This window comes from Microbacterium sp. ARD31 (genome assembly GCF_031844425.1).
Genome location: NZ_JAUZVE010000003.1, coordinates 516,092 through 533,899, shown reverse-complemented (window position 1 = coordinate 533,899; position 17,808 = coordinate 516,092). Strand labels below are relative to the sequence as shown.

General features: G+C 71.3%; 16 protein-coding genes and 1 tRNA gene. 8 read left to right on the top strand and 9 right to left on the bottom strand.

Translation table 11 applies throughout. The features are described 5' to 3' along the window. Positions 1-16: 16 nt before the first annotated feature. Positions 17-484: a RidA family protein gene (locus tag Q9S36_RS13015; protein WP_217530896.1), complete on the bottom strand. Its 468-nt coding sequence runs from the start codon at positions 482-484 to the stop codon at positions 17-19. Further along, positions 484-702 carry a DUF4177 domain-containing protein gene (locus Q9S36_RS13010; RefSeq protein ID WP_064003053.1) on the bottom strand — a complete coding sequence of 73 codons (219 nt, stop codon included), beginning with the start codon at positions 700-702 and terminating at the stop codon, positions 484-486. Before Q9S36_RS13010 ends, Q9S36_RS13015 begins: the two co-directional genes overlap by 1 nt. Before the next feature lie 97 nt (positions 703-799). On the opposite strand from Q9S36_RS13010, the gene Q9S36_RS13005 reads away from it, so the two are divergent. From Q9S36_RS13005 to Q9S36_RS12990, 4 genes are all read left to right on the top strand, one after another. Continuing rightward, on the top strand, positions 800-3,463 hold the full coding sequence (locus tag Q9S36_RS13005) for a transglycosylase domain-containing protein (RefSeq protein WP_311285483.1): 2,664 nt from the start codon (positions 800-802) through the stop codon (positions 3,461-3,463). Beyond that, the gene (locus Q9S36_RS13000; RefSeq protein ID WP_311285482.1) at positions 3,460-4,428 is read left to right on the top strand and encodes a metallophosphoesterase; all 969 of its coding nucleotides are present in this window, start codon (positions 3,460-3,462) and stop codon (positions 4,426-4,428) included. The genes Q9S36_RS13005 and Q9S36_RS13000 overlap by 4 nt, the downstream gene beginning before the upstream one ends. 16 nt (positions 4,429-4,444) lie before the next feature. Next, a tRNA-Pro gene (locus Q9S36_RS12995) sits at positions 4,445-4,518 on the top strand. Between the two features lie 87 nt (positions 4,519-4,605). Continuing rightward, positions 4,606-5,370, top strand: a complete 765-nt coding sequence (locus Q9S36_RS12990; RefSeq protein WP_311285481.1) for an HAD-IIB family hydrolase — start codon at positions 4,606-4,608, stop codon at positions 5,368-5,370. A gap of 6 nt (positions 5,371-5,376) precedes the next feature. Here Q9S36_RS12990 and Q9S36_RS12985 read toward each other — a convergent pair whose 3' ends face one another. From Q9S36_RS12985 to sigJ, 4 genes are all read right to left on the bottom strand, one after another. Then, positions 5,377-6,015 (bottom strand): thymidine kinase, encoded by a 639-nt coding sequence (locus tag Q9S36_RS12985; protein WP_311285480.1) that lies wholly within the window; start codon positions 6,013-6,015, stop codon positions 5,377-5,379. A 9-nt stretch (positions 6,016-6,024) separates the two neighbouring features. Then, complete coding sequence (locus Q9S36_RS12980) at positions 6,025-7,575, bottom strand: malate:quinone oxidoreductase (protein ID WP_311285479.1); 1,551 nt, start codon at positions 7,573-7,575, stop codon at positions 6,025-6,027. A gap of 135 nt (positions 7,576-7,710) precedes the next feature. Further along, positions 7,711-8,781, bottom strand: coding sequence for an aspartate-semialdehyde dehydrogenase (locus tag Q9S36_RS12975; RefSeq protein ID WP_311285478.1), 1,071 nt, complete (start codon positions 8,779-8,781; stop codon positions 7,711-7,713). 121 nt (positions 8,782-8,902) lie between these two features. Beyond that, positions 8,903-9,817 carry an RNA polymerase sigma factor SigJ gene (gene sigJ / locus Q9S36_RS12970; protein ID WP_311285477.1) on the bottom strand — a complete coding sequence of 305 codons (915 nt, stop codon included), beginning with the start codon at positions 9,815-9,817 and terminating at the stop codon, positions 8,903-8,905. A gap of 52 nt (positions 9,818-9,869) precedes the next feature. On the opposite strand from sigJ, the gene Q9S36_RS12965 reads away from it, so the two are divergent. Beyond that, positions 9,870-10,613, top strand: a complete 744-nt coding sequence (locus tag Q9S36_RS12965) for an NAD(P)H-binding protein (RefSeq protein ID WP_311285476.1) — start codon at positions 9,870-9,872, stop codon at positions 10,611-10,613. 18 nt (positions 10,614-10,631) lie between these two features. On the opposite strand, the gene Q9S36_RS12960 is transcribed toward Q9S36_RS12965, so the two are convergent. Then, positions 10,632-11,918, bottom strand: a complete 1,287-nt coding sequence (locus Q9S36_RS12960; RefSeq protein ID WP_064003044.1) for an aspartate kinase — start codon at positions 11,916-11,918, stop codon at positions 10,632-10,634. 141 nt (positions 11,919-12,059) lie between these two features. Here Q9S36_RS12960 and Q9S36_RS12955 point away from each other — a divergent pair, with 141 nt between their 5' ends. Both Q9S36_RS12955 and Q9S36_RS12950 read left to right on the top strand, forming a co-directional pair. After that, positions 12,060-13,451 carry a threonine/serine exporter family protein gene (locus Q9S36_RS12955; protein WP_311285475.1) on the top strand — a complete coding sequence of 464 codons (1,392 nt, stop codon included), beginning with the start codon at positions 12,060-12,062 and terminating at the stop codon, positions 13,449-13,451. 21 nt (positions 13,452-13,472) lie between these two features. After that, positions 13,473-13,871: a hypothetical protein gene (locus tag Q9S36_RS12950; protein ID WP_217530878.1), complete on the top strand. Its 399-nt coding sequence runs from the start codon at positions 13,473-13,475 to the stop codon at positions 13,869-13,871. Here Q9S36_RS12950 and recR read toward each other — a convergent pair whose 3' ends face one another. Together recR and Q9S36_RS12940 are read right to left on the bottom strand one after the other, a co-directional pair. Beyond that, positions 13,872-14,465 (bottom strand): recombination mediator RecR, encoded by a 594-nt coding sequence (recR, locus tag Q9S36_RS12945; RefSeq protein WP_064003041.1) that lies wholly within the window; start codon positions 14,463-14,465, stop codon positions 13,872-13,874. A 3-nt stretch (positions 14,466-14,468) separates the two neighbouring features. Then, positions 14,469-16,607, bottom strand: a complete 2,139-nt coding sequence (locus Q9S36_RS12940; RefSeq protein ID WP_311285474.1) for a DNA polymerase III subunit gamma and tau — start codon at positions 16,605-16,607, stop codon at positions 14,469-14,471. A 93-nt stretch (positions 16,608-16,700) separates the two neighbouring features. On the opposite strand from Q9S36_RS12940, the gene Q9S36_RS12935 reads away from it, so the two are divergent. Next, positions 16,701-17,807, top strand: coding sequence for an FAD-dependent oxidoreductase (locus Q9S36_RS12935; protein WP_311285472.1), 1,107 nt, complete (start codon positions 16,701-16,703; stop codon positions 17,805-17,807). The last annotated feature ends 1 nt before the right edge of the window (position 17,808 follow it).

Here is a 17,808-nt window from a genome sequence, read left to right as displayed (position 1 = left end):
CCGGCAGCCCGGTCGATCAGGCGTGCGAGAACACGACCTCGACTTCGACCGGGCTGTCGAGCGGCAGCACGGGCACACCGACGGCGGAGCGCGCGTGACGGCCGGCGTCGCCGAAGATCTCGCCCAGCACGCTGCTCGCGCCGTTGATCACGACGGGCTGGCCGGTGAACTCGGGGACGGATGCCACGAATCCCGTCACCTTCAGGACGCCGGTCAGCCGGTCGACACCGCCCACGGCGGCCGCGGCGGCGGCGATGGCGTTGAGCGCGCACTGGCGCGCGAGCGCGGCGGCGTCGTCCGCGGAGACGAGGCCCTCACCCTCGCCCACCTTCCCGGTGGCCGGGAGCGCGCCGTCGACCATGGGGAGCTGCCCCGCCGTGTAGACGAGGTCGCCGTGCACCTTGGCCGGGATGTACGCCGCCAGCGGCGGGACGACGGAGCCGAGCTCGATGCCCAGCTCGGCGAGTCGCGCGGAGACCGACATCAGCCCTGCCCGAACTGCCGGGCGGCCTGAGCCGCGGCATCCAGTCCGGCGTTGGCGGAGCCGTCGCCGCCCGAGGGGCGCTTGAAGTAGCCGACGAGGCCGCCCTCGGGGCCGGTCACCACCTGCACGAGCTCCCACCCCTGCTTGCCCCAGTTGTTGAGGATCGCGGCGGTGTTGTGGATGAGCAGGGGCGTGGTCATGTACTCCCACGTGGTCATGCGGTGCTCCCGGAGGTCGAGGCGGGGCGGCCCAGACGGGCGCGACGACGGGAGCGTCACCGAGGCGTCACCCAGCTATCTCCCTTACGATCAGCCTATGCCCCACTCGAAACGCACGGCCACCGGTGTGCTCGGAGGCCTGTTGGGCCTCATCGGTCTGAGCACTGTGGCCGCTCTCCTCGTCACGGCGACCATCACTCCCGCGATCGCCGTCTCCGGCTACGCCGCGACGAGCGCGATCAAGATGTTCGAGAACATGCCGAGCTACCTCAAGATCGAGAAGCTCATGCTGCCGACGACGATCTACGCGAAGGACGACGAGGGCAAGGACGTCAAGCTCACCGAGTTCTACGATCAGAACCGCATCCCGGTCACCTTCGACCAGGTGAACCCGGTGATGTACGACGCGATCCTCTCGAGTGAGGACAAGAACTTCTACACGCACGGCGGCGTCGACCTGCTCGGCACGCTGAGCGCGCTCGCCCGCAACGCGAGCTCCGGCTCGAACCGCGGTGGATCCTCGATCACCCAGCAGTACGTCAAGAACGTCCTGCAGCAGACCTGCGAGGCGAAGGCCGTCGGTACCGAGCAAGTTCAGGCCTGCTACAAGGAGTCCACCGCAAACACAGGCACGGCGGGCTACCAGCGCAAAATCCAGGAGATGCGCTACGCCATCCAGCTCGAGAAGGAGTACTCGAAGGACGACATCCTCCTCGGTTACCTCAACATCGCGCACTTCGGCGGGACTGTCTATGGCATCGGCGCGGCCGCGCGGCACTACTTCGACACCACGCCCGACAAGCTGACCATCGGTCAGGCGGCAGTGATCGCCGGCATGGTGCAGGAGCCCAACACGCTCCGCATCGACCGGCCCGACGGCTCGACGACGACCAGCGACGGCACGCCTGTCAACGGCGCCGGTGACGGTTACAAGCTGAGCAAGGCGCGTCAGGTCTACGTTCTCGACCGCCTCCTCGAGGATAAGAAGATCACGCAGGCCGAGCACGATGAAGCTGTCGCCGCACCCATCGAGCCGCAGATCACGTCGCGTCCGCAGGGGTGTTCCGAGGCTGAGGGGGCCGAATTCTTCTGCGCGTACGTCACGTCGATCATTCGCGGCGACAAGGCATTCGGTGAGAGCGAGGCGGACCGCATCGCGGCGCTGCGTCGTGGCGGGCTGAGCGTCTACACGACGCTCGACCTATCCCTGCAGGAGGCCGCGAACGAGGCAATCTCGGTGGTGCCCGCCAGCGTCGATTACATGGACCTCGGTGCCTCGGGCGTCCAGGTCGAGGTGGGCACGGGTCGTGTGCTCTCGATGGTGCAGAACCGCCCGTGGGCGGATCAGGCCGACGACAAGACGAGCACCCAGGTCAACTACAACGTTCCCGTGAAGAACGGCGGCGGCGGTCACTCCGCGGGCTCGACCTACAAGGTGTTCAGCCTCATCAACTGGATGCAGCAGGGTCACTCGGTCAACGAGATGCTCAACGGACGCGTCGGCACCAAGACGGTGCAGACGTGCGACGGTGCGACGCAGACCGTTTACACCGGTGAGGGCACCGGACCCGACGGCCAGCCTCGGATCGGCAACTTCGAGCGCAACCGGGGCTACACCGGCACCGTCGCCCGCTTCACGAAGGACTCGCTGAACTCCGGTTTCCTGGCGATGGCGGAGAAGATCCCGGTCTGCACGACGAACAAGTTGGCGGGCGACCTGGGAGTGACGCTCGGCAACGGCCAGCCGCTCGACCAGAACAACAACCCCTACGACGTCCTCGGCTCGCAGGATGTCGCGCCCATCGACATGGCGAACGCGTACGCCGCGATCGCCTCGAACGGCACGCTCTGCGCCGCGAAGGCCATCGACCGCGTCGTCGACGCGGACGGCGAGGAGCAGCCGATCCCCGACACGAAGTGCGAGCGCAAGCTCAGCGAGGACGTCGCGGCAACTGCGGCCTACGTCCTGCAGAGCGTGATGACCGGGAGCGGAACCGGTAGCGGTGCGCGCACGTTCGACGGTGTTCCGATCTTCGGCAAGACCGGCATCCACCAGTTCCTCCACACGTGGATGATCGGCTCGAGCACCGAGGTCACCACCGCGGTCTGGGTCGGCAACGTCAAGGGCCAGGAGCGCCTCGAGAACCACTACGAGAGCGGCTACCGCCTCTCCCGCATCCGCAACTCGATCTGGCCCGCCATGCAGCGCGCCGCGAACGAGGAGTTCGGCGGGTCGGAGTTCCCCGAGCCGTCGACGGAACTCACCAAGCGCAGCTACGCGCGGCTTCCGAGCGTGATCGGCCTGGACGTCGACGCCGCGACCGAGCGGATCGAGGACGCCGGCTTCAGCGTCGTCGTCGGCAAGCCCGTCTCCTCGCCCGAGGCCGAGGGCACGATCGTGTCCCAGACGCCCGGCGCGGGCCGCGTCGTCTCGGGCACGACGGTCACCATCAACCCGAGTGACGGCGAAGGCGTCGTGGTCCCGGGTGTGAGCGGCACCCCGGAGCAGGCGGCGCGGGCACTGTCCGACGCCGGCTTCCGCAACGTCGCGCAGACGTGCGAGGACAACGACGGCGCGCCCGCAGAGGGTGTCGTCACCGGCACGGATCCCGCCGCCGGCGAGACCGTGAGCCGCGACGCCACGATCACCATCGAGTACCAGTCCTCCGACTGCGACGGCAACGGTGACGGTGACGGCGGCGGCAACGGGGGCGGCGGCAACGGCCGCGGCAACGGCAACGGCAACGGCAACGGTCCGTGAGGCCGGCTGGTCACACCGCCCTCACCGCGCTCGGCGCGGTGGGGGCGGTCGGCGTCGCCGCCGGCGTCTGGGGCGTCGGGATCGAGCGGTACCTCTTCACGCTTCGGCGTCATGAGCTGGCCGTCCTGCCGCCGGGGAGCCCCTCGGTCACCGTCCTCCACCTGTCCGACGCCCACATGGCGCCGTGGCAGCACCGAAAGCAGCGCTGGATCGCCGACATCGCCGACCGCATCCAACCCGACCTCGTCGTGAACACGGGCGACAACCTGGGGCACGTCGACGGTCTCCGCGGCATCCGGGCGGCGTTCGCGCCCCTCCGAGGCGTGCCCGGCTTCTTCGTGCACGGGTCGAACGACAAAGTCGCCCCCAGCGCCCGCAACCCGCTCAAATACCTCTTCGGCCCGTCGGGACCGCAGAACCACGAGTCCTTCACCCCGTCGCTCGACACCGACGCCCTCGACGACTACCTGACGGGTCTCGGCGAGACGCTCATCGACAACACTGCCGCGAGCATCCGCGTCGGCGGTGCCCGCATCGACGGCTTCGGGGTCGACGACGCGCACCGCGACTTCGACGACCTCGATGCCTCCTCCGACGCGCTCCGCGCCCTCGGCGGCGGCGCAGACGTCCGCCTGGGGGTCACGCACGCTCCCTACCGGCGGGTGCTGGACGCGTTCACGGATGCCGGTGCCGACCTCCTCATCGGCGGGCACACGCACGGCGGCCAGGTCCGCATCCCCTTCGCGAAGAAGGCGCTCGTGTCGAACTGCGACATCCCGCTCGAGAAGGCGCGCGGGCTCAGCTCGTGGACGCACGACGGACGCACGGTGCCGCTGAACGTCAGCGCCGGCCTCGGCCACTCGATCTACGCACCCGTGCGCTTCGCGTGCCGACCCGAGGCATCCGTCCTCGTCCTCCGCGCCCGACGCGCCGACGATTCGCCCGACGGGCGGTCGGCAGGGTAAGCTTGGAGGGTTGCCACGGGGTGTGGCGCAGCTTGGTAGCGCGCGTCGTTCGGGACGACGAGGCCGCAGGTTCAAATCCTGTCACCCCGACCGCAGAGAGGCTCCGCCGGACACCGGCGGGGCCTTTCGCATCCCTCCTCGGAGGGGCCATCGCACCTTCCACGGAACCGGAGCACCATGACCTCTCCCCGCCTCGTCGCCTTCGACCTCGACGACACGCTCGCACCGTCCAAGACCGCGATCGACCCGCGGATGGGTGAGCTCCTCTTGCGCCTCGCCGCGCGCGTCGAGGTCGCGATCATCTCGGGTGGGCAGCTGCAGCAGTTCCAGACGCAGGTGGTGGAGAAGCTGCCCGACGCGGATGCCGCGACCCTCGCGCGCCTGCACCTGATGCCCACGTGCGGCACGCAGTACTACCGCCTCACCGCGGACGGCATCGAGACGGTCTACGCCCTCTCCCTCACCGACGACGAGAAGTCGCGCGCCCTCGCTGCGGTCGAGGAGGAGGCCAGGCGCCTCGGCCTCTGGGAGAGTGAGACGTGGGGCCCCATCCTCGAGGACCGCGGCTCCCAGATCACGTTCTCGGCCCTCGGTCAGTCGGCGCCCCTCGATGCCAAGACCGCGTGGGATCCGACGGGCGAGAAGAAGAACGCACTGCGCGACGCGGTGGCCGCCCGCATCCCGGACCTCGAGGTCCGCTCCGGCGGGTCCACCTCGGTCGACATCACGCACCGGGGCATCGACAAGGCCTACGGCATGCGCAAGCTGGCCGAGCAGACCGGCATCCCCCTCGACGACATGCTGTTCGTGGGCGACCGCCTCGACGAGCACGGCAACGACTACCCCGTCCTCGCGATGGGCGTGACCTGCCACGCCGTCGAGGGCTGGGAGGACACTGCCGCCTACCTCGACGAGCTGATCCCGACCCTGCCGGCCCGCTGAGCCGCCTCAGCGCAGCCTGCCGCCCGACTCGCGCAGGTAGCACCGGGCGCACATCGACTCGTACGTGACGCGGTCGGCGGACAGTTCGTCGATCGCGACCTGGTCGCCGTCGAAGACGAACCGGCCCCCGACGAGGCGCGCGTTGAACAGCGCCTTGCTGCCGCAGCGGCAGATGGTCTTCAGCTCTTCCAGGCTGTGGGCGAGCTCCATGAGTCGCGCCGAGCCCGGGAATGCCCGCGTCTGGAAGTCGGTGCGGATGCCGTAGGCGAGGACGGGGATGCCGTCGTTCACCGCGATCCGCAGCAGGTCGTCGATCTGATCGGGCACGAGGAACTGGGCCTCGTCGATCAGCAGGCACGCGACGTCGGTGCGCGTGTCGGGGACGAGCGCCGCCTCGGCCTCGAGCTGCACCCGCCGGCGATGCTCCGCGAACAGCGCGCGGGCGTCGTCGTCCGGCCCGATGAGGAAGTCGACCTTGCGCTCGACGCCCAGCCGGCTGGAGATCTGGTCAGCGCCCTTGGTGTCGATCTCGGGCTTGGCCAGCAGCACGTGCTGCCCGCGCTCCTCGTAGTTGAAGGCGGCCTGCAGCAGCGCCGTCGACTTGCCCGAGTTCATCGCGCCGTAGCGGAAGTAGAGCTTCGCCACGGATGCGTCTCAGGCGTTGATCTTGAGGGCAGCCGCGGTCGTCTGCAGGATCTCGCGCGCCGTCTCCGGTGCGTCGTTGAGCGTCCGACCGTACGTGGGGATGAGCTCCTTGAGGGTCGGCTCCCACGCCGGCAGGCGGTCGGCGAAGCAGGTCTTCAGCAGACCCAGCATGATCGACGCGGCCGTGGAGGCGCCCGGCGAAGCGCCCAGCAGTCCTGCGATGGAGCCGTCGGCGGAGCTGACGACCTCGGTGCCGAACTGCAGCACGCCGCCCTTCTTGGGGTCCTTCTTCATGACCTGCGCGCGCTGACCGGCCTGCAGGAGCTCCCAGTCCTCATCGCGAGCGCTGGGCATGAAGTCGCGGAGCGAGTCGACCTTCTTCGCGTGACCCTTGAGGAGCTCGCTGACGAGGTACTTGATGAGACCGGGGTTGTCGATCGCGACCTTGAGCATCGGGAGGATGTTGCCGGGGCGCACCTGGGCGATGATGTCGGTCATCCGACCGTTCTTGAGGAACTTCGGGCTGAACGTCGCGAACGGGCCGAACAGCAGGGATGCCTCACCGTCGACGACGCGGGTGTCGAGGTGCGGCACCGACATGGGCGGCGCGCCCACCGACGCCTGCGAATACACCTTCGCCTTGTGCTGCGCGACGAGCTCGGGCTTGGAGGTCTTCAGCCACTGGCCGCCGATCGGGAAGACGCCGTAGCCCGAGATCTCGGGGATGCCGGAGCGCTGCAGGAGCTTGATGGCCCAGCCGCCGGCGCCCACGAAGACGAACCGCGCCCGCACCTTGCCGGGAGTGCGCCCGACGGTGCGGCGGTAGGTGACCTCCCACGTGCCGTCCTTCTGACGCTTCAGGTCGCGCACCTCGCGGTTGGTCTCGACGTCGACGCCCTGCGCGGCGAGGTGCTCGAACAGCTGACGGGTGAGGGAACCGAAGTCGACGTCGGTGCCCGCGGGGACACGCGTGGCCGCGAAGGGCTCGCCCTTGCGGCGCTGCTGCATGAGCAGTGGAGACCACTGGTTGATGACGCGCGAGTCCTCGGAGTACTCGATGCCGGCGAACAGCGGCTGTTCCTTGAGCACTTCGTAGCGCTTCTTGAGGAACGCGACATCCTTCTCGCCGCGGACGAAGGTCATGTGCGGCGTCGCGTTGATGAACGTCGACGGCTCGTCGAGCACGCCGCGCTCGACGAGGGCGCTCCACAGCTGCCGGGACTGCTGGAACTGCTCGTTGATCCCGATCGCCTTCGCCGGGTCGATCGTGCCGTCGGGTCCTTCGGGCGTGTAGTTCAGCTCGCAGAGAGCCGCGTGGCCCGTACCCGCGTTGTTCCACGCGTTGGAAGACTCCTGCGCGACCTCGGAGAGACGCTCGAACACGCCGATCTTCCAGTCCGGCTCGAGCTGCTGCAGCAGGGTGCCGAGCGTGGCGCTCATGATGCCGCCGCCGATCAGCAGGGCGTCGTACACCCCCGTCGGACTCGCCGCGGCGGGGCTGCTCGCGGCGGCGTTCTCTGCGGCGTGATCGTCTGCTCCGGGATTGTCAGTCACGGTCATCCAGTCTACGTCGCCCGACCACCGGCGATCGCCGTCGGGGCGCCGCCGGCGGTGCAGGAAACACGGTTCTTTCCCCAGGTGAAACGCGGATGCCGGGTGCCGCCGCGCGGGGACGGGGGCACCCGGCATCCACCCTCAGACGCGGGCGCTCAGGTTCGCGGCGACGAGCTCGGCGATCTGGACCGCGTTCAGAGCGGCCCCCTTGCGGAGGTTGTCGTTGCTGATGAACAGGACGAGGCCCTTACCCTCGGGCGCGGACTGGTCGGCCCGGATGCGGCCGACGAGGCTCGGGTCGGCGCCGGCGGCGGCGAGGGGGGTCGGCACGTCGGCGAGGGCGACCCCCGCGGCGTCGGCGAGGACCTCTCGCGCACGGGCGGGAGTGATGTCGCGCGCGAACTCGGCGTGGATCGACAGCGAGTGGCCCGTGAAGACGGGAACGCGGACGCAGGTCCCGGCGACGCGGAGGTCGGGAAGCTCGAGGATCTTGCGGCTCTCGTTGCGGAGCTTCTTCTCCTCGTCGGTCTCGTCCTCGCCGTCGTCGACGAGGTTGCCGGCGAAGGGGATGACGTTGAACGCGATGGGGGCGACGTACTTCTGCGGCGCCGGGAACTCGACGGCGGCGCCGTCGTGGACGAGACCGATCGCGCCGCCCTGGCCGACCACCGACTCCACCTGGCCGAGCAGCTCCTCGGCCCCCGCCAGACCCGAGCCCGACACCGCCTGGTAGGTGCTGACGGTCAGGCGGACGAGCCCCGCTTCGACGTGCAGGGGCTTGAGCACGGGCATGGCGGCCATGGTCGTGCAGTTCGGGTTGGCGATGATGCCTTTGGGCAGATCCTCGATCGCGTGCGGGTTGACCTCGCTGACGACGAGCGGGACCTCGGGGTCCATCCGCCAGGCGCTCGAGTTGTCGATGACGACGGCGCCCGCCTCGGCGAACCGCGGCGCGTGGGCGCGCGAGCCCGTCGCGCCGGCCGAGAACAGCGCGATCTGGATGCCGGCGGGGTCGGCCGTCGCGACGTCCTCGACGACGATCTCGCGGCCGTCGACCTCGATCGTCGAGCCGGCCGAGCGGGCCGTCGCGAACAGGCGGAGCTCACGGATCGGGAACGCGCGCTCGACGAGGATGTCGCGCATCACCGTCCCGACCTGGCCGGTGGCGCCGACGACGGCGACGGAGAATCCCGAATCGGAGAAGACGGTCATGGTGCGGTTCCTCGGGGGTGCGGCGCCGCGCGACGAGGCGTCGCGACAAGGCGCAGGAGAGCGGGTTCCGGCGATTCTACCGGCGCCGCGGGTGCCGTGATCCGCATGTGTCGCCCGGGCGTCACACCCAGGCGCGCAGCTTGCCGGGGTGGCGCATCATCCAGACGTCCGTGATCCGCTGGCCGTCGGTCGCGAACGTCACGACCGCGGCGACGGCGCCGCCCAGGCGTATGACGAAACCGAGGCCGTCGCCGGTGACCGCCGGCTCGTACACCGCCGCGGGCTGCTTCTGAGCCAGCCCGAGCAGGAACCGCGCGACGTGGTCGGCACCGCGCACCGGCCGCCTGGCCGCGGAGACGACCCCGCCGCCGTCCGAGACGAGGACGACGTCGGGCGCGAGCACGCGGACGAGGGCGTCGAGCCGCCCCGTCGCACTCGCGGCGGCGAACGCGGCCACGACCTCGTCGTGCCGGCTGCGCGGGACGGTGGCCCCCGGGCGGCGGCCGACGTGACGACGAGCGGATGCCGCCAGCTGTCGGCACGCGGCGGGCGAACGCCCCAGCACCTCGGCGATCTCCCCGAACGGCACCGTGAACACCTCGTGCAGCACGAACGCCACGCGCTCGGCCGGGGTGAGGGTCTCGAGGACGAGCAGGAGCGCCGTCGAGACGCTCTCCGCCCCGGCGGCGGCATCGGCGGGGTCGCCGCCGGCGGACTCGGCGGGGACCGGCTCGGGGAGCCACTCCCCCACGTAGATCTCATGGCGCGCCCGCGCCGAGCCGAGCACGTCGAGACAGATCCGACCCGTCACCCGCATGAGCCAGCCCGCCGGATTCGCGATCTCCGCCCGCTCAGTGTCGCTGAGGCGCACCCAGCGGACGTACGCCTCCTGCACGGCGTCCTCGGCCTCGGCGAGCGTCCCGAGCATGCGATGGGCCGCGGAGACGAGGATGCGGCGGTGCGCGTCGACCTCGCCGGCCGCGGCATCCGGTCGCGTCGCGGCATCCGTCATCGCGATCTCCGTCCCCGGCCTCACATTCACGGAGGCTGCGTCGTCACCACAGTGACACACCTTCGGAAGGGGAGAGATGAAGATCGCAGTGGCAGGCGGAACGGGCACCGTCGGACGACTCGTGGTGGAGCGGGTGCGCGCAGCGGGGCACGAGCCCGTCGTCCTCTCGCGAGCGGCGGGGGTCGATCTGCGCGACCGCGCGGCGACCGATCGCGCGCTGGTGGGCGTCGACGCCCTGATCGACGCGGCCAGCGTCGGGACCACCCGCGCGACAACGTCGACGGAGTTCTTCCGCGCCGCCTCCGGGACGCTCCTCGCGGCGGCCCGGGCGGCGGGTGTGGCGCACGCGGTGCTGCTGTCGATCGTCGGGATCGACCGCAACCCGAACGGCTACTACGCCGGGAAGGTCGTGCAGGAGGAGCTGTTCGAACGCGGCACGGTGCCCTGGACGATCCTGCGGGCGACCCAGTTCCACGAGTTCGCCGGGCAGGTGGCGTCGCAGGCACGACTGGGGCCGCTGCAGCTCGCTCCGCGCGCCCGCGTGCAGCCGGTCGCCGCCGCCGAGGTCGCGGCGCGACTGGTCGCCCTCGCCGTCTCGGGACCGCAGGGACGTGCGACGGACCTCGCGGGGCCCCGCGAGGAACTCCTCGAGCGCATGATCCGGGCGTGGGTGCGTCGGGACGGCTCGCGGACCCCCGTCATCCCCGTCGGCATCCCGGGGGCGCAGATGCGCGGCATGCGCGCCGGGCTGAACCTGCCGACCGCGGGGGCGAGGCTCGCCGGGCCGACCTTCGACGACTGGCTCGCCGCGCAGGGATGAAGCCCGGCGGGGTCGTCGTCAGCGGCCGGTGCCGGCGTGGACGACGGCCTCGGTGTCGCCGTCGAGACCGTACGCGGTGTGCACGACACGCGCCGCCTCGGCGAGGTCGTCACCGCGGACGACGACCGAGATGCGGATCTCGGAGGTCGAGATCATCTCGATGTTGACGCCCGTCGTCGACAGCGCCTCGAACAGGGTCGCCGAGACGCCCGAGTGGGTGCGCATGCCGGCGCCGACGACCGACAGCTTGCCGATCTGGTCGTCGTGGACGAGCTTGTCGAAGCCGACCGAGCCCTGCTCGACCGACAGGGCGCGCAGAGCCGTCGACGCCTCTGCCTTGGGCAGGGTGAACGAGATGTCGGTGCGCCCGGTGGCGGCGGCCGACACGTTCTGGACGATCATGTCGACGTTCGCGCCGGACTTCGCGACGATCTTGAAGATCTCGGCGGCCTTGCCGGGGACGTCGGGCACGCCGACGACGGTGATCTTGGCCTGGCTGAGGTCGGTGGCGACACCGGTGACGATGGGCTCTTCCATCTCTTCTCCCTCTTCGTGGTCGGGGGCGGTCATCCCCGGACCGAGAACGTACGTGCCGACACCCGAGCTGAAGGTCGAGCGGGCGTGGATCATGACGCCGTGACGGCGGGCGAACTCGACGGCGCGGATGTAGAGCACCTTCGCGCCGTTGGCGGCGAGCTCGAGCATCTCCTCGGATTGGACCGTCGCAAGCTTGCGGGCCTTCGGCACGACGCGCGGGTCGGCGGTGAAGATGCCGTCGACGTCGCTGTAGATCTCGCAGACGTCGGCGTTCAGGGCGGCGGCCAGCGCGACGGCGGTGGTGTCGGAGCCGCCGCGGCCGAGCGTCGTGATGTCGCGGGTGTCGCGGCTGAACCCCTGGAAGCCGGCGACGATGACGATCGCGCCCTCGTCGAGCGCCTCACGGACCCGGACGGGGGTGACGTCGACGATGCGGGCGGCGCCGTGCGAGCTGTCGGTGATCATGCCGGCCTGGCTGCCCGTGAACGAGCGCGCCTCGAAGCCCATCGAGTTGATCGCCATCGCGAGCAGCGCCATCGAGATGCGCTCACCGCTGGAGAGCAGCATGTCGAGCTCGCGCGGAGCGGGCAGCGGTGAGACCTGCGAGGCGAGGTCGAGCAGCTCGTCGGTCGTGTCACCCATCGCGCTCACGGCGACGACGACGTCGTGACCGGCGCGGCGGGCGTCGACGATGCGCTTCGCGACGCGGCGGATGCTCTCGGCGTCGGCGACGGACGAACCGCCGTACTTCTGGACGATCAGGGCCATGGTCGGATACTCCCGGGTGGATGCCGGGCGCAGCCGGCGGGCGGAGACTCACGCCCGCCGTCCATCCTACGGAGCGGCCCGTACCGCGACAGCCATGTGACGCGGGCGGACCGCCGGAAGGGCTCATTTAGGCTGGATCCCATGGGACGACGCCAGCTCTTCACGTCGCTGCAGGCCCTCGTCCGCACTCCCGAGAGCTCAGCTCCGCACACCGAGATGCTGCCCGTCATCGACGACGCGTTCGCGGTCGGGGTGCTCGATCTGGCCATCCGCATCGGCGAGTCCATGCTCGCCTCGGGCGCCCCCGCGAGCGAGGTGACGCTCACGATCGTCCGGGTCGCCGGGGTGTACGGCCTCGACCCCGTGCACGTCGACGTCAGCTACAACTCGATCACCGTCGCGCATCACCGCAGCGGCGCCGACCGTCCGATCACGCTCATGCGCGTCGTGCGGAGCCAGGCCCCCGACCACGCCCGTTTGCAGCGGCTGCAGGCCCTCGTCGCGGCGATCCGGAACGGGATGCCGCTGGAATCCGCGCGCGCCGAGTTCCGGATCGTGCGCCGCACCCCCTTCGCCTATCACCCGCCGGTGATCGTCGGGGCGCAGGCGCTGCTCGCCGTCGGCGTCGCCCTCATGTTCGGCGCGAACTGGCTGGTCATCCTGCTCTCCTTCATCGCCGCGGCGGGGGCGGCGATCACGCAGTTCCTCCTCGGCCGCGCGCACGTCCCGTTCTTCTTCAGCCAGGTCGCCGGCGCCTTCGTCCTGACCCTCATCGCCGCCGTCGCCCCGCGCCTCGAGGCGACGGGATGGATGGCGGCGCAGGAAATCCGACCGTCGGTCATCGTCGCCTCCGGCATCGTGCTCATGCTCGCGGGGCTCACCGTCGTGGGCGCCGCCCAGGACGCGATCGACGGCTTCGCGCTCACGGCGACCGGCCGCATCCTCGAACTCACGACCCAGACCCTGGGTGTCGTCCTGGGCATCCTCGCGGGACTCGAGACGGCGCGCGTCGTCGGGGCGGGGATGGACGCCCCGAACGACCCGCTGCCGTTCGGGCCGATCCCCTTGCAGTTCGCGGGCGCCGCGCTCATCGCCGTCTCGGTCACGATCTACAACGGCGCCGGGCTCCGGGTCGTCGCGGTCAGCGTGGCCCTGAGCGTCGTCGCCTGGGCGGGCTACACCGCGGCATCCGCCCTCGGCTTCGAAACCGCGGCCGCCAGCGGTGTGGGGGCGTTCGTGGGGAGCCTCATCGGCATCCTCGCCGCCTACAAGCTGCACGTGCCGTCGGTGGCGATCACGACGGCGGCGATCCTGCCGATGGTGCCCGGCGCGGCCGTCTTCCGCGGCCTCCTCGGCGTCGTCGAGTCCGGGCAGAGCACCGTGACGCTGCTCATGGGCTTCACGACCCTCGCCTCGGCGGCGACCGTCGGGATCGCGCTGGCCGTCGGCGCGTCGCTCGGCATCTACGTCGGTCAGCCGCTGCGCGCGACGCTCGGCACCGTCATCCGCGCCCGCGCGCGCGAGCGGTCCTGAGCTCTCCCCTAGGCTCTTCGCATGAGCTCTGCGAGTGACGCGATCTGGAACCGGGCCGTCGATTTCGACGCCGCCGCGACGCTGGCGGGCGACCTCGCCGCCCGACGGGTCCTCACCTTCCACGGAATGGTCCAGAACGGCGGATTCTGGTACGCGATCGAGGTGCACTCGACCGATGACGAGTTCCCCCTGAACGCGATCGCCGACGGCTACCGCACCCTCGGACTCGAAGCGACCGCCGAGGCCGTGGACCGAGCAGCGTCCGAGTACGACGAGACGGCGGGGGTCGGCGACGAAGAGGCGTGGGGCGAGGCCGAGGAGCGTGTGAACGGCGAGTACCGCCTCGAGGACGAGGACATCCTCGCGGCCATCGAGCGCACGCTCGCCCAGGAGCCGGAGCTGTTCGCCCCGACCGACTGACTAGACCGCGCGACGGCCTTCGAAGGCACGCCCGAGGGTGACCTCGTCGGCGTACTCGAGGTCTCCGCCGACCGGGAGTCCCGACGCGAGCCGGGTCACCCGGATCTCGAGGGTGTGGAGCAGGCGGCTCAGGTAGGTCGCGGTCGCCTCGCCCTCGAGGTTCGGGTTGGTCGCGAGGATCACCTCGGTGACGGTGCCGTCGGCGAGGCGCTGCATGAGCTGCGCGATGCGGAGGTCGTCGGGACCGATACCCGCCATGGGGCTGATCGAGCCGCCGAGCACGTGGTACAGCCCCCGGAACTCGCGGGTGCGCTCGATCGCCGAGACGTCCTTCGCGTCTTCGACGACGCAGATGAAGGTGCGGTCGCGACGGGGGTCACGGCAGATGGAGCACTGCGTCTGCTCCGACACGTTGCCGCAGATCTCGCAGAACCGCACCCGCTCACGCAGCTCGGACAGCAGCTGCGCGAGCCGGGAGACGTCGAAGGACGGCGTCTGCAGGATGTGGAAGGCGATGCGCTGCGCCGACTTCGGGCCGATGCCAGGAAGGCGCCCGAACTCGTCGATCAGGTCTTGGACGATGCCGTCGTACATGGGTCAGTTGAACCTCGTCGGCGGCGTGTACGGCTCCTCGCGGATGAACCGGGCGCCGAGCAGTTGGCGGACCGCCGCCTCGCCGACCCGCTCGATGCCGCCCGGACGCGGCGCGCGCGGCGGCTCGGCGGCGAGCCGCGTGGGCGGCGGGGTGTGGACCGGGACGGGCGCGTCGGCATCCACCGGCGGCGGCACGTCGTCCTCGTCGTCGTCGGGTGCCTCGGCGGGCAGAACATCGCCCTCCCGCGGCGCGGTGAGCGTGCGGACCGGCGCGGGGGCCGCATCCTCGGGCTCCTCGTCGACCGCGAACTGCGCGGCGGGCGCACCGTCGTCGGAGGGGATGGGAGCGACCGCCCACTCGGTGACGGGCGCGGCGGCCGCGGGTGCGGTCCGCGGGGCGGCGGACGGCGGACGGGATGCCGCGGGTGCAGCGGCGCCGCCGGGGCCGGACGAGGGCGTCGCGGCGGGCGGGGCCGTCGGGGCGGGCGGGACGTCGGGTCCGACGCCGCCGGGCGGCGGCGGGGTCGGATCGGTGTCGTGCCGCGTGAGGTACTTCACCCGCACGCCGAGCACCGACAGGATCGCGGTGCGCAGATCCTCGCTCGGACCCTTGCCCGCGCTCAGCTTCTTGAACGACTGCACATCGGCGTGGCTCTGGAACGACAGCGTGAGGATGTCGCCCTCCGCATATGCCACCGGCCGGGACGCGCTCGCGATCATCCACGATGTGCGGCTGAGGTCTTCGAGCCGGCGGAGGATTTCGGGCCACGAGTCGCGGATCTGCGCGAACGTCACCGGCCCGGTCGAGACGGGCGGCTCGGGCAGGGCCGCCGGGGCCGGCTCGGGCGCCGACGGGGCGGGCGCCGCGGCGGCCCCTGCGCCGGGAGCGGCGGGAGCGGATACCGGGGGCGTCGCGCGGGGTTCCACCGCGGCGGGTGCCGGCGCCGCAGGTACCGGCGCCGCAGCGACCGGCGCGGAGGCGACCGGCGCGGAGGCGACCGGCGCGGGCGCCGAGGGCGCGGCCGCGGCGGGCGCACCGGCATCCGTCGCCGCGAGGACACGGGCCACGAGAAGCTCGAGCTGCAGGCGGGGCGAGGTCGTGCCGGTCATGTCGTCGAGCGCGGTGACGACGAGGTCGGCGATCCGCGAGAGCCGATCGGTGCCGAACGCAGCCGCCTGGCGCCCCATGCGCTCGAGCTCGTCGGCCGGCACACCGCGCAGCACGGCGCGGGCGCCCTCGCCGGTCGCCGCCACGATGATGAGGTCGCGCAGGCGCTCGAGCAGGTCGTCGACGAAACGTCGCGGGTCCTGACCGGTCTGAACGACGCGGTCGACGGCGCCGAAAGCCGCGGCGGCATCGTGCGACGAGAACGCGTCGACGACCTCGTCGAGCAGTTCGGCGTGCGTGTAGCCGAGCAGGGCGACCGCGCGCTCGTAGCCCACGGCGCCGTCCTCGGAGCCAGCGATGAGCTGGTCGAGGAGCGAGAGGGTGTCGCGCGGCGATCCACCGCCGGCGCGGACGACGAGGGGCAGGACACCGGGCTCGACCGTCACGCCCTCGCTGGCGCAGAGCTGCTCGACGTACTCGAGCATGGCGGCGGGGGCGACGAGGCGGAACGGGTAGTGATGGGTGCGCGAGCGGATCGTGCCGATGACCTTCTCGGGCTCGGTCGTCGCGAAGATGAACTTCACGTGCGCGGGGGGCTCCTCGACGAGCTTCAGGAGCGCGTTGAATCCCTGCGCCGTGACCATGTGCGCCTCGTCGAGGATGAAGATCTTGAAGCGATCGCGCGCGGGGGCGAACACGGCGCGTTCGCGCAGGTCGCGCGCATCGTCGACACCGTTGTGCGAGGCGGCGTCGATCTCGACGACGTCGAGCGAACCGCCGCCGCCGCGGCTGAGCTCCTTGCAGGAGTCGCACTCGCCGCACGGGGTGTCGGTCGGGCCCTGCGCGCAATTGAGGCAGCGCGCGAGGATGCGGGCCGAGGTGGTCTTGCCGCAGCCGCGGGGACCGGAGAAGAGGTAGGCGTGGCCGACCCGGTCGCTGCGCAGCGCCGTCATGAGCGGCTCGGTCACCTGGCTCTGCCCGATCATCTCGCCGAAGGACTCCGGGCGATAGCGGCGGTACAGAGCGGTGGTCACCACAACAGACTACGGCGTGGCGCCGACATCCGATCCGGTGCCGAGGCTCCGGGCACCGGGAACAGCCGGGGTCGGTCTCACGTTGCAGCCGTCATGTCCCCCGAGCCCGTCGACGTCGCCGTGATCGGCGCGGGGCAGGCCGGGCTCAGCGCCGCCTACCATCTGCGTCGCCGCGGTTTCGTCCCACTCCGGGACACCCAGGCGGAGGCGCCCACGTTCGTCGTCGTGGACGCTGAGACGCATGCCGGGGGCGCGTGGCAGCACCGGTGGCCGTCGCTGCGGATGGGCACGGTCAACGGCATCCACGAGCTCCCCGGCTACGCCGTGCCGCCGGCGGATCCGCGGGCGGCCAGCCGGGAGGTCCTGCCGGAGTACTTCACTGCCTACGAGGCGCGGTTCGAGCTCGCGGTCCGTCGCCCCGTGCAGGTGCGCGCCGTCCGACGGGCCGACGACGACCCGCGCGGCCGGCTGATCGTCGAGGCGGACACCAGCGACGGCGCCCACGCCTGGGCGGCGCGGTACGTCATCAACGCCACGGGCACGTGGCGGAAGCCCTTCTGGCCGACCTACCCCGGGCAGGCGACGTTCACCGGCCGGCAGCTGCACGTGCACGACTACCGCTCGGCCGAGGAGTTCCACGACCGGCGCGTCGTCATCGTGGGCGCGGGTGTCTCGGCGATCCAGCTGCTCGACGAGATCTCGCAGGTGACCGAGACCCTCTGGGTGTCACGCACCGAACCGCAGTGGGATGCCGTCGCGTTCGACACCGCAGCGCGCATCCAGGCGATCGCCGGAGTCGAGGAGCGCGTGCGGCAGGGGCTGCCGCCGGGGAGCGTCGTCTCGGTCACCGGCGCGCACTGGTCGCCGTGGGCGCAGGCGGCGAAGGAGCGGGGCGCCCTGGTGTGGCATCCGATGTTCCGCGCGATCGAGCCGGATGGGGTGCGGATGCCGGACGGCACCCTCGAGCGCGCGGACGTCATCCTGTGGGCGACCGGCTTCCGCGCCGACATCGCCCACCTCGCGCCGCTGGGCCTGCGCACCCCCGCCGGCGGCGTGAGGGTGCGCGACACCCGCGCGATCGACGAGCCGCGGCTGTTCCTCATCGGCTACGGCCCGTCGCAGTCGACGATCGGCGCGAACCGCGCCGGTCGCGACGCCGTCCGCGCGATCGTCCGCGAGCGCGCCACCGCGACGGTCTGAA

Excerpts from the sequence above, each read along its gene's own strand:
- Q9S36_RS13015 (WP_217530896.1), bottom strand. The coding sequence starts at position 484 with ATGTCGGTCTCCGCGCGACTCGCCGAGCTGGGCATCGAGCTCGGCTCC.
- Q9S36_RS13010 (WP_064003053.1), bottom strand. The coding sequence starts at position 702 with ATGACCACGTGGGAGTACATGACCACGCCCCTGCTCATCCACAACACC.
- Q9S36_RS13005 (WP_311285483.1), top strand. The coding sequence starts at position 800 with ATGCCCCACTCGAAACGCACGGCCACCGGTGTGCTCGGAGGCCTGTTG.
- Q9S36_RS12990 (WP_311285481.1), top strand. The coding sequence starts at position 4,606 with ATGACCTCTCCCCGCCTCGTCGCCTTCGACCTCGACGACACGCTCGCA.
- Q9S36_RS12980 (WP_311285479.1), bottom strand. The coding sequence starts at position 7,575 with ATGACCGTGACTGACAATCCCGGAGCAGACGATCACGCCGCAGAGAAC.
- Q9S36_RS12975 (WP_311285478.1), bottom strand. The coding sequence starts at position 8,781 with ATGACCGTCTTCTCCGATTCGGGATTCTCCGTCGCCGTCGTCGGCGCC.
- Q9S36_RS12965 (WP_311285476.1), top strand. The coding sequence starts at position 9,870 with ATGAAGATCGCAGTGGCAGGCGGAACGGGCACCGTCGGACGACTCGTG.
- Q9S36_RS12960 (WP_064003044.1), bottom strand. The coding sequence starts at position 11,918 with ATGGCCCTGATCGTCCAGAAGTACGGCGGTTCGTCCGTCGCCGACGCC.
- Q9S36_RS12955 (WP_311285475.1), top strand. The coding sequence starts at position 12,060 with ATGGGACGACGCCAGCTCTTCACGTCGCTGCAGGCCCTCGTCCGCACT.
- Q9S36_RS12950 (WP_217530878.1), top strand. The coding sequence starts at position 13,473 with ATGAGCTCTGCGAGTGACGCGATCTGGAACCGGGCCGTCGATTTCGAC.
- recR (WP_064003041.1), bottom strand. The coding sequence starts at position 14,465 with ATGTACGACGGCATCGTCCAAGACCTGATCGACGAGTTCGGGCGCCTT.
- Q9S36_RS12935 (WP_311285472.1), top strand. The coding sequence starts at position 16,701 with ATGTCCCCCGAGCCCGTCGACGTCGCCGTGATCGGCGCGGGGCAGGCC.